The following is a 13,907-nucleotide window of genomic DNA, read 5'->3' as shown; positions in this document are numbered from 1 at the left end:
GCAGGGAATGCCCGGTTGATTTGATTCAAACTGATATTACTCGCCCGGCTGGCCGTCCTTGATGAGCAGAGAGGCGGGATCCAGGTACAGGCTGATGGATTCGTCCAGTTCGCCCGGGGTCTTGATGGGGTTAACCATGACCTGGGGGCCCTGAGGCGAGAGTTGAAGCGCGGCGTCAAAAAGGTCGGCCACGTTCATAAAGTTGTCGGGCACGGGCTTTTCTTCGGAAATGTCCTCGCGATGAATGCGCACGGCGAACCAGACTTTGAGTTCGTTTTCCCTGGCCACCAGTTTCATTTCATTTAAAAGCTCCCGGACTTCCTGATCAAAGGACAGGCCGTCCACCAGCACCACCTGGGGGTAAAAGATTCCCTGTTCGGTGAGGTCGGTGATCCGTTCTTCCAGGCGGGGAATGGAAAAGCCTTCGGTATTGAAGGTCATGATGAACCGGTGGGGCAGAATGGCGTCCCAAAGGTCCACCGTGTTGTTCAACTGATAGTGTTTGCCCACGTGGTTGAACACTTCTTCGTACCAGAGGCAAACCTTGCTGACGGGTTGATCCAGGCTGATGTGCAGCACATTGGTTTCCCGCAGCAGGCTGTCCAGGGCGATCTGCACCAGCACAGCGGTTTTACCCACCCCGGCCCTTGCCAACACGGCCCCGAAACCGCCTTTCGGCAGGATGTGGCCGGCTTCTCCGCCAATCAAACGCAAAGGATTTTTCAAGACAATCTCCTTTTTGAGCATGGAAAGGGATCTTTCCCTCAAATATATGACCCGGCCGGCGCCGGATTGGAGTTCAGCCCCGCGCGAAAATTTCCGTGCGAGGCGTATAGGCTCTGTATCAGGGCTCATGCTACTTTGGCTTTATCCTTTTTTTCCTTGGCGGCCTTTTCAATCAGGTCGTCCGCCACGGATTGAGGAGCTTTCCTGTAGGAAGCGAATTCCATGGTGAACTGGGCCTTGCCTTGCGTGGAGGAGCGAAGCACCGTGGAATACCCGAACATTTCCGCCAGGGGAACCTCGGCTTCCACAAAGCACAGGGTGTCCTGCTCCTGGGTGCCCAGGATAATGCCGCGGCGCTGATTCAGCAAACCCATGACCGCGCCCTGGAATTCAGGCGGCGTTTCCACTTCCACCTTCATGATGGGCTCCAGGATGGCGGGTTTGCACTTATTGTATACCTCTCTGAAAGCGCCTCTGGCGGCGGCGGCAAAGGCCATTTCCGAAGAGTCCACGGAGTGGGACTGGCCGTCGTTGATGACGATTTTTACGCCGGTGATGGGGAAGCCCAACAGAGCGCCCTTTTCCATGCAGGACTGGAAGCCTTTTTCCACCGCGGGAATGTACTGGGTGGGAATGGCGCCGCCCACAATCTTGCTCTCAAAGACAAAGTCTTCGCCTTGGACGGGCTCCACGTATCCGGCCACCCGGCCGTACTGGCCCGAGCCGCCCGTCTGCTTTTTATGGGTGTAGTTGAATTCGGACATCTGGGTGATGGTTTCGCGGTAAGCCACCTGGGGGTTGCCCGTGGTGACGGCCGCGCCGTATTCCCTGCGCATTCTTTCCACGTACACTTCCAGGTGCAGTTCGCCCATGCCCGAAATAATGGTTTCGCTGGTTTCCGGGTCCACCTTGGTGCGGAAGGTGGGGTCTTCCTTGGTGAAGCGGTTCAAAGCCTTGGACATGTTGATCTGGGCTTTGTTGTCCTCCGGCACAATGGCCAGGGAGATGACCGGTTCAGGCACGTGCATGCTGGTCAGGGAATAGGTGACGTCCGGGCTGCAGAACGTGTCGCCCGACGCGCAGTCCACGCCGAACAGGGCGCCGATGGTCCCGGCCGCCAACTTATCCAGGTCTTCCATCTGGTCCGCATGCATACGGGCCACGCGGCCCACCTTGACCTTTTTGCCGGTGCGGGCGTTCACAATGGTGTCGCCCTTGGAGATGGAGCCCTGATACACCCGAATGTAGGTCAGCTGGCCGTAACGCCCGTCTTCCAGTTTGAAGGCCAGGGCCGTCAAAGGCTTGGAGGAGTCGGTTACCAGATCCACGGGCTCTTCGTTGTTTTCCAGATCCACGGCCGTGTTGGCGACGTCAGCGGGATTGGGCAGGTATTTGGTCACGCCGTCCAGAAGGGGCTGAACGCCCTTGTTCTTATAGGCGGACCCCATGAAAACAGGGGTGATGCCTCTTTCCAGGGTTCCCAGACGAATGGCTTCCATCAGAACCTCGGGAGTCACCTCGCCTTCCAGGGCCTGCTCCATAAGATCGTCGGAATACATGCTGGCTGCGTCGATCAGTTCCTCGCGGCGTTCTTCCACCATGTCCATAAGGTCGGCGGGGATTTCCTCTTCGCGGATTTTTTCGCCGGAATCGCCGTCAAAGTAAAGGGCCTTCATGGTTACCAGGTCCACCACGCCGTTAAAATTCGCTTCCAGACCGATAGGGATCTGCACGGCGATGGCGTTGTGGCTCAGTTTTTCCCGCAACTGCCTGATGACCCGGAAGGGATCGGCGCCGCTGCGGTCGCATTTATTGATGAAGGCTACGGCAGGGACCTTGTAACGGGCCATTTGCCGGTCCACGGTGATGGACTGGCTTTGCACGCCGCCGACAGAGCACAGAACCAGAATCCCGCCGTCCAGAACCCGAAGCGAGCGCTCCACCTCAATGGTAAAGTCCACGTGGCCTGGGGTGTCGATGATGTTGATTTCGTGGTTCTTCCAGGTGCAGTACGTGGCCGCGCTGGCGATGGTGATGCCGCGCTCCTTTTCCAGTTCCATAAAATCCATGGTGGCGCCAACCCCGTCCTTGCCTTTCACGTCATGGATGGAGTGAATCCTTTGGCAGTAGAAAAGAATGCGTTCGGTGAGCGTGGTCTTTCCGGCGTCGATGTGCGCGGAAATTCCTATGTTCCTCGTTTTGTGAATGTCGGGCTTCATGAGTGTTTTTCCTTGTTCGTAAAAATGATAACCCCCGCCCAGATAGGCAGGGGAAACTGAATATATAGGGTCATCTGTTGTTTTTTGTCAAATAAAAAAATTACCGGTGCGGGAAAAATGGCGCTTTTTCCTTTTAGCCGGCTTGGCTGGCTTTATCTCCCTTTGGTTATAACCAGGTTAGAATACGGCACAATTTTTGTTGGCAAAAGGAATAAGCGCCTGCGTATTTTCCCTGCAAAAAACGCCCCAAACCAAAGGGGGCGGGAAAAATCTCGCCGATGCAACGGCAAAACCCCAAGGATGACCGCTGTAAAAAAACAGGTTTTAAACCGGTCTTTTCCAGATTTCTTAACAGACAAAGAGAACGTTTTTTTCCCGCCGTCTTGAAAAAGAACCGTAAAGGGATGTATGGTTTGCATGCATTGATCATCAGACCTTATCGCATTACGGAGAGAACACATGCTCATCCAGGGTTTCAGCGACTTCAAGCTCTTCCCGCCTTCCAGGCGCATGAGCCAGTCCGCCTGGAACGCCATGTTTAACCTGGATCAGGACGTTTCGGGGCTTTTCCCCTACATCAACAGGGTTAAAGAGGACGCCCTGTATTTTGAAAGGCCCCACTACATCCTCTTTCATTGGGGGGAGGAAGACTGGGACAAGCCGGATTGCGCCTTGTATCCCAAAAAAGGGGAGTCAGGCTGCGCCCTTTACCCCAACAGGGTGGTGATGGGCCTGTACAGGGACCGTGACGAGGCCGTGGCCGCTGCTTGGAAGTTGGTGGACTTTTTGAACGACCTGGACGCCCGAAAGGATTCCATTACTCCCAACCATCGCATGTACAAACACATCCCGGTGCTGGACATCTTTAAAATTCTCCCCAGGACCAATTGCCGAAAATGCGGCTATCCCACCTGCATGGCTTTCGCCGCAGCAGTCAGCACGCACAAGACCACCCCGGACCAATGCCCGGACCTGATCCAGCCCATTGCCTCCACGGTCGTGTATCCCGTCTTTGACCAGCAAGGAAAAGTGGTTTCCACCGTGGAAATCGAAACCCCGCCCCAAGACCATGCATCCCAGAGCGGCACAGAACCGGCTGAGGCGGAGGATCCGGTCCAGGCCCCTTTTGGAGAGACCCTCACCACCCGGGAAATCCAGGTGCTTCGCTTGATGGCCGAGGGATTCACCAACGGGGAAATTTCGGACATGCTGGAAATCAGCCCCCACACCGTGAAAAGCCACGTGATTCACGTTTTCAACAAACTGGGCGTGAACGACCGGACCCAGGCGGCCGTCTGGGCCGCTAAAAACAATCTGGTGTGACGCCGTTTTGGTCATCGGCATTCTTCAATTTGCACATACCATGGGCGCGGCTTTTCCCCAGACGCAGGCTTGCCCTTGACATTGCCCGGCTTTGCTTTTAAATTCAAAGCATGGGACGAATACCACGCATTGAATACAAAGACGCGCTTTATTATGTACACGCCCGGTCCGCGGTTGACCTCGCCGCCCCAGACCAGACTCCCCAAAACCTCTTGGATCTGCTGGCGCGCACCGCCGACCGATTCTCCCTGCAGATTTTCGCTTACGCAATCATGCCCCGGGAGTATCACGTACTGATCAAAACGGAGCAGCCCAACCTGAGCCGCGCTTTTCAATGGTTCAGCACCGCCTTCGCACGCAAATGCAACGAGTTGCGGCGCCGCAAAGGGGCTGTTTTCAAAGGGCGGTACAAAGCAAGTCTAATTGAAAACCCTAAAACCCTCCTTGACCTGAGCCACTACATCCACAACCTTCCCCGGGCGTTAACCGGAACAGACCCGGCCGCCTATCAATGGAGCAGTTTCCGGGCATATGCGGGCATGGCCCCGCACCCGGGATATCTGACCCCGTCCCCCATTATGGATTTGCTTGAAAACAAGCCTTACACGGCGGACTTCAACCGCTTCACGCAAAAGGGAGAAAACCCCTTGAACCGGCGCCTGCATGGAGCCTTTCTCGGATCGCCGTCCTGGGCGCGCAACCTCCTGGACCAAACCGGCGGCGCCAAGGACAGCCGATGCCCTCTCCCGGGAACCGGAGCGAACGGCGACGCGGTCCAGCAACAAATCAATCAGGCCATAGCCCTGGTTTGCGCCCACGGCGGAATTTCCAGGGCGGCGCTGCTTTCCCGGACCAGAAAACGCAATTTCGCCAAGGATCTGCGGGACGCCCTGATCGCCTTTCTTTTTCAGGGAGGGCGATTCACCAGCCAGGAAATCGCCGGGGCCTTTGGAGTCACGGATTCGGCCGTCAGCCACCTTATGAAAGCCTTTGAGTCGCGCAGGGCCGGCAGGGACCCGTCCCTCCAAGAGGCCCGGACGGCCGTGGAGGAAGCCCTGGCCCTCCATGAAAACGGAGGAGAGGCCCCGGTCTCGGATGACGTGATGCCCAGCATAAAGCGGCGCATTCACGACCTGAGCTTTATCCATGATGCGCGAGGCCTCAACCGCTCCCGGGGCCAGGAGGACAAATCCCAGAAAACCCGCCGCCAATTGATCCTGTCCACGCTGTACTGCCTGCATGAACATGGATACCACGGCGCCACCCTATCCCGTATTCTTGACCATGCCGGCGTGTCCCGGGGCGCGTGGCGCCACCACTTTAAAAACAAGACCGCCCTGGTGGCCGCTGCAGCCCGCGCCATGTATGAGGGCACAGCTCGCCTGGCCCGGGCCAACGCTCCCCGCCTGGCTAAAGAACCCGACCCTTTGCACGCCATGTTCGATTTTATCTGGGCCACTTTTCATCAAGGCTGGCATCGCAACGTCTGGCTGGAATTCACGGTAGCCGCCCGCACGGACGCCCAACTGCGCGCTCTGATAGAGCCCGTGACCCGGGATTTTTTCAACACGGTGGGCGAATTGACGGCGGAGACGCTGGAATCCGCCGGGCCGGACAGCATCCCTCCCGACCTGCTCATGGATTTGAGCCTGTACCTGTCCCGGGGCATGGCCATCCAATCCATCGTGTCCGGGGACGAAGCCCATTACCAGAGGCTCCGCAACGCCTGGAGCCGGGTGCTGGGCCCCTATTTCCGATTCCGCCGGACGCCCTGACCACTTTTCACACCATGACACCACCGACGCCTTTTTTCCATGGCGTTTGAAAGATCCCCATAATATCCTGATAGCATTGAAAAAGAGAACACAACATGGGACGTCTCTCAAAAAAACGCTTGACAGGAGGAAACGTCTTAAGCATTCTTATACCGAGCGGTCGGTATAATATGCGACAACACCAACAAAGGAGACGCCCATGAACACCCTCAATGAACTCAAACAAGCCGTCATCCAATGCCGGACGGACGACGTCCTTTCCCTGACAAAACAAGCCCTGGAGCAAAACACGGAGCCGGGCCGCATTATCCAGGAAGGCCTGGTGGCCGGCATCCAGGATGTGGGAGAAAAATTCGCCCAGGGAATCTATTTCCTTCCCGAACTCCTGGTGGCCGGCCAGGGAGTCCAGGAAGCCGTGGACATGGTGGAGCCCCATATCCCCCCCAACGCCGCAAAACGCACAGGCAGCTTTCTCATAGGAACCGTCCGGGGCGATATCCATGACATCGGAAAAAACATCGTGTCCATGATTCTGAAGGTTAACGGATGGGAGGTGGATGACGCGGGAGTGGACGTGGAAGCCCAGGCATTTTGCGCCATGGCCGCCGAAAAACACTATGATGTCATCGGCCTGTCCGGACTCCTTACCATGACCATGGGAGCCATGGAGGAGGCCGTGAAGGCCCTGAAAGAGTCCGGCCTGGACCCCGCCCCGAAAATCATGATCGGGGGGGCGCCCCTTACCCAGGAATTCTGCAACAAAATCGGCGCGGACGCCATCGGATTTGATGCGTGGGACGCCGTTACCAAGGCCCAAGCCTTGATGCAGGGCCAATAACAGGAGGCGATCCATGAAAACTATGACAGGTTTGGAAAGAATGCTCACCACCCTGAAGCACCAGGAGCCGGACAGGGTCCCCCATGGCGAACTTCATAACCCCGCTGTTTGGCAGGCCATTGCGCCCGAAGGGGGGACCTATGAGGACTTTATCGAGCTTCTGGATATCGACTGCGTGGTGGGATACGACAAACTCACCGGATGGAACTGGGAACTCCAGGACCCGGAAAAAGGAATCGTACGCGATATCTGGGGAGGACTCCAGCGCCTGACCTCCAATCAGCCCAGCCCCATGTCTCCGGCCCTGGCAGGCCCCCAGGACCTGGAGGCATACACCCCGCCGGACCCGGACCGGCCGGAACGCTATCTTTGGCTCCAAGCATGGGTCAAGCGCTGGAAGGGCGAGCGGGCGTGCATCGCCCACGCCACGGACGTGTTCGACATCGCCCGGGAAAGCCTGATTGGAGACGTTCCCTACTTCACGGCCATGATTCAGGATCCCGATTATATCCAACAGGTTCAGGAAATCATCCTGGATTACAATCTCCGGTACCTGAAAAACTGCATCGAAGTGGGGGCGGACGCCCTGTTCATCACAGGCGACTTCGCAACCACCACCGCCCCCATGGTCTCCCCGGCCATGACCAGGCAGTTTCTGCTGCCTCCTTTAAAAGCCGCCGTGGAATTGGGTCACGCCCACGGACTGCCGGTGCTGAAGCACAGCGACGGCAATATCATGCCAATCATTGACGACATGCTCGCCACGGGAATCGACGGCCTTCATCCCATCGATCCCATGGCGGGGCTTGACCTGGAGGAAATCAAGAAAAAATACGGAGACCAGGTCACCCTGTGCGGCAATGTCAGCTGTGCTTACACCCTTTGCGAAGCCCCCCAGGACGAGGTGGTTCGGGAAGTAAAGGATTGCATCCGCAAAGCCGGCAAAGGCGGCGGATACGTCTGCATGTCCAGCAACTCCATTCATTCCGGGGTCAAGCCCGAAAACTATGTGGCCATGGTCAAGGCCATTCATGAGTTCGGGGTTTATCCGCTCGATCTGGACTGAAACGCACCCAAGCCCGGCATGCCATGCCGGGCTTGACACAAAACCCCATAGAGGTCATTATGATTATCGTAGGCGAATTGTTAAACGCCAGCCGGCCCGCCGTAAAAAACGCCATTGAAAAACAGGACGAAAAATTTGTGGCGGACCTTGCCAAAGCCCAGGAAAAAGCGGGCGCTCACTATATCGACGTCAATGCAGGCGTCTTCCCGGAACAGGAGCCCAAATACCTTTCCTGGCTTGTGAAAGTGGTGCAGGAGGCGACGAACCTGCCCTGCGCCCTGGACAGCCCCAACCCCCAAGCCATTAAAGCGGCCATGGAGGTGCACCAGGGCGCGCCCCTGGTGAACAGCATCAGTCTGGAAAAGACGCGCTGGGACTCGCTATTGCCCCTGGCGGCCAATAATCCATGCAAACTGGTGGCCTTGTGCACCTCTGACCAAGGCATGCCCAAAAGCAGGGAACAGCGCGTAGAAATTGCAGAAAGGATGGTTTGCGGATTGTTGCAGGCCGGCATGAACGCCGACGATATCTATGTGGACCCCCTTGTGCAGCCGGTCGCCACGGACGCCGGCTTTGGAGAACAATTTCTCCTGGCCATGGGGGATATCCTGAACCTCTTTCCCTCGGTCCATGCCATGTGCGGACTTAGCAACATCAGCTACGGGCTGCCTGTTCGCAAACTGCTCAACAGGACCTTCATGATACTGGCGATAGGGCGAGGGCTGGACGGCGCCATAATTAATCCTCTGGATAAAGAAATGATGGCCGCTATCGCCGCAGCCGAAACCTTGGTGGGCAAGGACGGCTTTTGCATGAACTACCTAAAGGCTTTCAGAGCCGGCGCCCTGGAGCCAAGCCTCGCCGGTCAAACCGGAGCGGACCTTTAGGCGCTTTACTCAATAAGGAACAGCCTATGACGCCAATCTCCCTGCACATCCCCTGTCTCATGAATATGTTCATGCCAAAGACGGGCAAATCCGTCGTCCGCTTGCTGGAAAGGCTGGACATCCCGTTTGTCTATCACGAAGAGCAAACCTGCTGCGGCCTGCCCGCGTCCAACGCCGGATTTCTGCCGGAAGCCCGCAAGGTCGCCAAGCATTTTCTAGAGGTTTTCGGAGACGACCCCGTGGTGGTTTCGCCTTCCGGGTCCTGCGTGGAAATGATCACCCAGCGGTATCCGGCCCTGTTTGAAGACGAGCCGGAATGGAAGGCCCGGGCCCGGGACATGGCTTCCAAGACCTATGAGTTCACCCAATACCTGGTGGACGTCCTCGGGGTTGAAGATACCGGAGCAACATTCTCCGGCAAGGTGGCGTACCATGAGTCGTGCAGCCTTTTGCGGGGCTTGGGCGTGTCCGAACAGCCTAAAAAGCTCATAGCCTCCGTCAAAGGCGCCGAGCTGGTCCCCATGCAAAACGCCGACGTGTGCTGCGGATTCGGCGGGGAATTCTCCCATAAATACTCGGAGATTTCCGAAACCATGGTCCAGGAAAAAGTGACCAATTTCATCAACTCCGGAGCCGACGTTCTGGTCATGGGCGAGCCGGGCTGCCTTTTGAATATCAGCGGATACGTGTCCCGCAACCATCCCGGTAGAAAAGTCATGCACATCGCCGACCTTTTGGCCGGCCCCACCGATTCCTGAGAGGCGCTTATATGAAGATCCGCACCCACGAATATATGGATATCGCCCGTGAGCAATTGAAAGAACCCAACGCCCGCGCCGTGCTGGATTTCTTCCCCGTGATCCTAAGCGCCATGCGTGACGCCGTGTACCAGAGCTTTGAAGATCCCCAGGCGGCCATCCAGGCCTGCCGGGATATCCGCGCCAACGCGGTGGCCAGGCTGCCCAAGCTGCTGGAGCAATTTGAAGAGCAGGCCGTCAGGGCGGGCGCCAAGGTGGTCTGGGCCGAGGACAGCGCCCAGGCCAACGCCTATATTGTGGATCTGGCCCAAAAACTGGGCGCCAGGCATGCGGCCAAGGGCAAGTCCATGGTGACGGAGGAGACGGGCCTTAACCAGGCCCTGGAAGACGTGGGGATCGCAGCCTACGAAACCGACCTGGGGGAGTTCATCGCCCAGCTTTTGGAGCGGCCACCCTTCCATATTGTCGGTCCGGCCCTTAACGTGCCCACGGCGGAAATCCGGGACATTTTTCTGGAAAAAGGCGTGATGGAGGCGCCTACGGAAGATCCCGTGGAATTGGGCAGGGCGGCCAGAAAATACCTCCGGGACCGGTTCCATTTCCTGGACATAGGCGTCACAGGCGTGAATATGGCCGTGGCGGAAACAGGAACCATCATCAATGTGGAGAACGAAGGCAACATCCGCATGTGCAAATCCTCGCCCAAGGTCCAGGTTTCCATCATGACTTTGGAAAAGGTGCTTCCCACCATGGAAGAAGCCCTGATGGTCCTCAGGAACCTGCCGCGCAGCGCAACCGGCCAGTTGATTTCCGCCTACGTGTCCATGGATACGGGGCCGAAAAAGGCCGATGAGGCGGACGGCCCCGAGGAGTTGCACATCATTATTCTGGATAACGGGCGCTCCAAGGTTTATGCAGACCCCGCCTACCGCCAGGCGCTCCAGTGCATCCGTTGCGGCGCGTGCCTTAATTTCTGCCCCATCTACCGCAAGGTCGGGGGATACAGCTACGGCTGGGCTTATTCCGGCCCCATGGGCCAGGTGCTCTCCCCCATGCTATTGGGCCTGGATAAAACCAAGGACCTTTACCACTCCTGCACCTTGTGCAAGCACTGCCAGTCCGTATGCCCCGGCGGCGTGGAGCACCCCAAAATCCTGTTGACCCATCGGGCCAGAAACCGGGAGAAAAATCCCCAATTCCACGGCGCCGGCGCGCCGTCCTCCCTGGAAGCCAGATATCGGGCCTTCGCCCTGGCCGCCTCCCGCCCCAAGGTGTGGAACGTCATGATTCGTGGAGCCCGCACCGCCTTGAACCAGAAAAAGCAGGGCGGCATGGTCAAGGAACTGTTCGGCAAGCCTGAAGGCTGGTTCGCATCCCGCGACCTGCCGCCCATGGGAAGGCCGACCTTTAATCAGTGGATCAAAGAATACAAAAAGCATTAAAAATAGACTGGGAGGAAGCCATGCTCGAAGGCAATCGCGATAAGATTTTGAACCGGCTCAAAAAAGCGCCTCAGGATTATCCTCCCGGACAGCCCTGCTCCGTGTTCATGCCCGACGAAAATATGGACCGGGAGCAAATGGTGGAGAAGTTCAAAACCCTGCTGGAAGCCCAGACCGGCGTTCTCCATCGAGTCAAGGATAAGGATCAGGCCCTGGAAGCCCTGGCCGGAGTCCTGAAGGAGGAAGGCGTCGCCCAGGCCCTGGCCTCCACGGACCAGGCCGTGGCTGACCTGGATCTGCCCGCATGGGGCAAGGGAAAGGGCGTGGAAATAACCACCCATAAGGACTACTCCTCCCGGGATGACTTCAAAAAAGCCGCCTTTGAAACCGTCCAGGCGGGAATTACGGGCGCCGATTACGGATTTTCGGAAACAGGAACCCTTTGTCTGCTGGCTTCGGAGGACATGCCCCGGCTCCTATCTCTGGCGCCGATCATCCATATCGCCGTTCTGCCTCTGGATCGTTTAAAGCCCACCTACGAACATATGGTCCGCGAGGTGTTCAACGGCGGCGCCCCGCCGTCCCAGACCATATTCATCACAGGCCCCAGCATGACGGCCGACATCCAGGCCACCCCCTTCAAAGGCATGCACGGCCCCCAAAAATTGTTCGTGATTTTGAGGGAGAGTTAAGGGCGCCGGCGCCTTTTTCAGATCATTGGATGCCATTAAGGCAAGTCCGTCGCCTCACTAAGCAGGGCAAGCCCTGAAGCTACACAGCATTGGAAGGAGAATAGGTTTTGAACACAAATTTGTCCATTTGATGCATTTGAGGACAAGCAACATGGTTAAGAGGAATATCAAGCCGGCTTTTCGACCGTTGCGTCTAAGAGGATACGATTATTCAAGTGCGGGGGCGTATTTCGTAACGATTTGCGCACAGGATAGGAAAAGCATTTTCGGACGCATTACGGAAACGTCCATGATTCTGAACCAGGCGGGACAACTGGTTTTGGATGTTTGGAACAACCTGCCTGGACGTTTTTCCCGTCTGAATCTGGACGCCTTCATAATCATGCCCAATCACGTCCACGGCATTTTGATTTTTCCCGGAACAATAGCCAGGTCAGCAGGCAGCAGTCCCAATATCCGTAAAAGGGATTCCAAATCCAATCCCCGCTCCCAGCCCCAATGCCCTTCCCAAAACAATGTAGGTTCAGGGCTTGCCCTGCCCCAGGAGAAGGCTTGCCTTTCCCTGGAAAATTTAAAAACCTCATCTGCGGAAAAATCCGGCAAAATGTCTGAAACATGTACTAATCCCAAAGAGGAGTACTCCCTGGGAGAGGTGGTTGGCGCCTTTAAATCCCTTTCCACACGAGAGATAAACAAACGTTTCAACCGCTCAGGCCCAATCTGGCAGCCGAATTATTATGAGCACGTAATCCGAAACGAGCGGTCTTTGAATCTTGCCAGAGAATACATCATAAACAACCCGGCAAAATGGGCGTATGATAAAGAGAATCCGACTGCGTATTAGCACTCCTATTTGCAAACATGCTTTAGATCATCCCTTTTAGGCGCCTGCCCACAAACCTCCATGAAAAAGCTGCTGATTTACAATCTCTAAAATATGAAGAGAGCGATGGAAGCCGCCACAGTATGTTGGCTCAAGGGCAATTGTCAGGCCAACCGTTCTATCCCACAGTTTATCCATAAGTGGTCCTTTGCGGGCAAGCATTGACTCAATCTCTTCATCTGCCTTTGGTATTGCCTTGTCCTCTCCAAGGTTCACCGTTTCTTCGGTAATAAAAAAATCAAGGTCAATATCGAGGAAAACTGGGGCCTCAGTAGGAATAGCATTAAGCAGGCTTTCGGCATTCTGAAAAAATTTCACTTCATGATCAAAACCATCCCCATCCTTTAATGACACATTTAAATTTAAGTTTTTAAAATCATCAGTATTATCACTATTATTCATCAGGATAAAAGCATCCGAAAAAAAAATTTAAGTACAGCGCGGGAAGAATGTGACCGTCATTCAAACTCCTAAGACGAAGCCGGGCAAAAAGTCCTAACTCAACGTCATTTTTTAAATTTAGGCTATCAAGATCCTCTGGTTTGACTTCGTTTGGAACACCCGAGTCGTCATGCGAATCCAAAGAAATGAGGATTGTTTGGGCTGCATCCTCCATCGAATGTTTAGCCCAGTAATAAAAGGCAAAACGATGCTCCTGTACAATTCCCACTGTCATCGAATCCAGCGCTGTGATTGTGGATCGGCATATACGGTCAGGCACCCCGGAGGTGCTGGAGCCCCCATTGAATTTTTCAACCAGTTGCATAATCGTTTCGCGTCCATTGGCCCCAACCCTGTACCAGCACCCCTTAAGGGCTAATTCTTAACTAATGAGGCATAAAAAATTGATTCCCACAAATCGTTAGTTCTTTCTCCAAAGAAATGCAAGTGCGTATTTTTTGCTGAGGGCGTTGAAGGAAATGCACATCTTCCGGCATGCGGGATGCTTCTGCGCTTAATCCATCATCATACTAAGCAGGGCAAGCCCTGAAACTACAAAGCATTGGAAGGAGAATAGGATCTGAGCATAACTTTAGCCATTTAATTGCCCCTGAAAAATTGGGGTCACCCATTAGAGGCGGAGGTCAAGAAAAAACACTCTACCTGTGGCAACGAAACTCTGTTTTCTTGCCCTCCGGAGTTGCATAACCGCCCGGACTCTTGATTCGCCTGGGATGTATCCGTTCTTATGTGTCAGCGGTTTTGCTGCTGCACCAGTCACCCATCGGGTTCTGGACGGAAAAAACCCGGCCCTTGATCCAAAAACCGATAGAGCTCCTCGGGCCGCCGACCCGGCG

Annotated in this window: 13 protein-coding genes; 9 read left to right on the top strand and 4 right to left on the bottom strand. The window is 55.7% G+C overall.

Going from position 1 to position 13,907, the window contains the following annotated elements; translation table 11 throughout:
• Positions 1 to 36 precede the first annotated feature (36 nt).
• A complete protein-coding gene (locus tag BUE18_RS10235) occupies positions 37 to 726 on the bottom strand; it encodes an AAA family ATPase (protein ID WP_244549304.1) in 690 nt (229 codons plus the stop codon).
• A gap of 125 nt (positions 727 to 851) precedes the next feature.
• Positions 852 to 2,945: an elongation factor G gene (gene fusA, locus BUE18_RS10230; RefSeq protein WP_073475414.1), complete on the bottom strand. Its 2,094-nt coding sequence runs from the start codon at positions 2,943 to 2,945 to the stop codon at positions 852 to 854.
• A 459-nt stretch (positions 2,946 to 3,404) separates the two neighbouring features.
• Between fusA and BUE18_RS28275 the strand changes: the two genes are divergently transcribed.
• The 9 genes from BUE18_RS28275 to BUE18_RS10180 all read left to right on the top strand — a co-directional run bounded on the left by BUE18_RS28275 (position 3,405) and on the right by BUE18_RS10180 (position 12,570).
• Positions 3,405 to 4,268 carry a LuxR C-terminal-related transcriptional regulator gene (locus BUE18_RS28275; protein ID WP_073475411.1) on the top strand — a complete coding sequence of 288 codons (864 nt, stop codon included), beginning with the start codon at positions 3,405 to 3,407 and terminating at the stop codon, positions 4,266 to 4,268.
• A gap of 110 nt (positions 4,269 to 4,378) precedes the next feature.
• Positions 4,379 to 6,043 (top strand): TetR/AcrR family transcriptional regulator, encoded by a 1,665-nt coding sequence (locus tag BUE18_RS10215; protein ID WP_073475409.1) that lies wholly within the window; start codon positions 4,379 to 4,381, stop codon positions 6,041 to 6,043.
• 199 nt (positions 6,044 to 6,242) lie between these two features.
• Positions 6,243 to 6,881, top strand: a complete 639-nt coding sequence (locus tag BUE18_RS10210; protein WP_073475407.1) for a cobalamin B12-binding domain-containing protein — start codon at positions 6,243 to 6,245, stop codon at positions 6,879 to 6,881.
• Between the two features lie 13 nt (positions 6,882 to 6,894).
• A complete protein-coding gene (locus BUE18_RS10205) occupies positions 6,895 to 7,947 on the top strand; it encodes a uroporphyrinogen decarboxylase family protein (RefSeq protein WP_073475405.1) in 1,053 nt (350 codons plus the stop codon).
• A 59-nt stretch (positions 7,948 to 8,006) separates the two neighbouring features.
• A complete protein-coding gene (locus BUE18_RS10200) occupies positions 8,007 to 8,834 on the top strand; it encodes a dihydropteroate synthase (RefSeq protein ID WP_073475404.1) in 828 nt (275 codons plus the stop codon).
• A gap of 26 nt (positions 8,835 to 8,860) precedes the next feature.
• Entirely contained in the window at positions 8,861 to 9,592 is a 732-nt protein-coding gene (locus tag BUE18_RS10195; protein WP_073475402.1) for a (Fe-S)-binding protein, read from the top strand.
• An 11-nt stretch (positions 9,593 to 9,603) separates the two neighbouring features.
• Entirely contained in the window at positions 9,604 to 11,034 is a 1,431-nt protein-coding gene (locus BUE18_RS10190) for a lactate utilization protein B (RefSeq protein ID WP_073475401.1), read from the top strand.
• A gap of 20 nt (positions 11,035 to 11,054) precedes the next feature.
• Positions 11,055 to 11,726 (top strand): LutC/YkgG family protein, encoded by a 672-nt coding sequence (locus BUE18_RS10185; protein ID WP_073475399.1) that lies wholly within the window; start codon positions 11,055 to 11,057, stop codon positions 11,724 to 11,726.
• Positions 11,727 to 12,015: 289 nt separating this feature from the next.
• The gene (locus tag BUE18_RS10180; RefSeq protein ID WP_083610923.1) at positions 12,016 to 12,570 is read left to right on the top strand and encodes a transposase; all 555 of its coding nucleotides are present in this window, start codon (positions 12,016 to 12,018) and stop codon (positions 12,568 to 12,570) included.
• A gap of 36 nt (positions 12,571 to 12,606) precedes the next feature.
• Here BUE18_RS10180 and BUE18_RS27290 read toward each other — a convergent pair whose 3' ends face one another.
• Positions 12,607 to 13,011: a hypothetical protein gene (locus BUE18_RS27290; protein ID WP_083610922.1), complete on the bottom strand. Its 405-nt coding sequence runs from the start codon at positions 13,009 to 13,011 to the stop codon at positions 12,607 to 12,609.
• Positions 13,004 to 13,375 carry a hypothetical protein gene (locus BUE18_RS27285; protein WP_083610921.1) on the bottom strand — a complete coding sequence of 124 codons (372 nt, stop codon included), beginning with the start codon at positions 13,373 to 13,375 and terminating at the stop codon, positions 13,004 to 13,006. The genes BUE18_RS27290 and BUE18_RS27285 overlap by 8 nt, the downstream gene beginning before the upstream one ends.
• Positions 13,376 to 13,907: the final 532 nt, after the last annotated feature.

It is taken from the genome of Desulfatibacillum alkenivorans DSM 16219 (genome assembly GCF_900142135.1).
Classification (GTDB): domain Bacteria; phylum Desulfobacterota; class Desulfobacteria; order Desulfobacterales; family Desulfatibacillaceae; genus Desulfatibacillum; species Desulfatibacillum alkenivorans.
Note: the sequence above shows the minus strand (reverse complement) of the source record. Positions and strands in the feature narration are given on the sequence as shown.

What these genes read in the sequence shown, in the direction of transcription:
- fusA (WP_073475414.1), bottom strand. Translation starts at nt 2,945, where the DNA reads ATGAAGCCCGACATTCACAAAACGAGGAACATAGGAATTTCCGCGCAC.
- BUE18_RS28275 (WP_073475411.1), top strand. Translation starts at nt 3,405, where the DNA reads ATGCTCATCCAGGGTTTCAGCGACTTCAAGCTCTTCCCGCCTTCCAGG.
- BUE18_RS10215 (WP_073475409.1), top strand. Translation starts at nt 4,379, where the DNA reads ATGGGACGAATACCACGCATTGAATACAAAGACGCGCTTTATTATGTA.
- BUE18_RS10210 (WP_073475407.1), top strand. Translation starts at nt 6,243, where the DNA reads ATGAACACCCTCAATGAACTCAAACAAGCCGTCATCCAATGCCGGACG.
- BUE18_RS10205 (WP_073475405.1), top strand. Translation starts at nt 6,895, where the DNA reads ATGAAAACTATGACAGGTTTGGAAAGAATGCTCACCACCCTGAAGCAC.
- BUE18_RS10200 (WP_073475404.1), top strand. Translation starts at nt 8,007, where the DNA reads ATGATTATCGTAGGCGAATTGTTAAACGCCAGCCGGCCCGCCGTAAAA.
- BUE18_RS10195 (WP_073475402.1), top strand. Translation starts at nt 8,861, where the DNA reads ATGACGCCAATCTCCCTGCACATCCCCTGTCTCATGAATATGTTCATG.
- BUE18_RS10190 (WP_073475401.1), top strand. Translation starts at nt 9,604, where the DNA reads ATGAAGATCCGCACCCACGAATATATGGATATCGCCCGTGAGCAATTG.
- BUE18_RS10185 (WP_073475399.1), top strand. Translation starts at nt 11,055, where the DNA reads ATGCTCGAAGGCAATCGCGATAAGATTTTGAACCGGCTCAAAAAAGCG.
- BUE18_RS10180 (WP_083610923.1), top strand. Translation starts at nt 12,016, where the DNA reads ATGATTCTGAACCAGGCGGGACAACTGGTTTTGGATGTTTGGAACAAC.
- BUE18_RS27290 (WP_083610922.1), bottom strand. Translation starts at nt 13,011, where the DNA reads ATGAATAATAGTGATAATACTGATGATTTTAAAAACTTAAATTTAAAT.
- BUE18_RS27285 (WP_083610921.1), bottom strand. Translation starts at nt 13,375, where the DNA reads ATGCAACTGGTTGAAAAATTCAATGGGGGCTCCAGCACCTCCGGGGTG.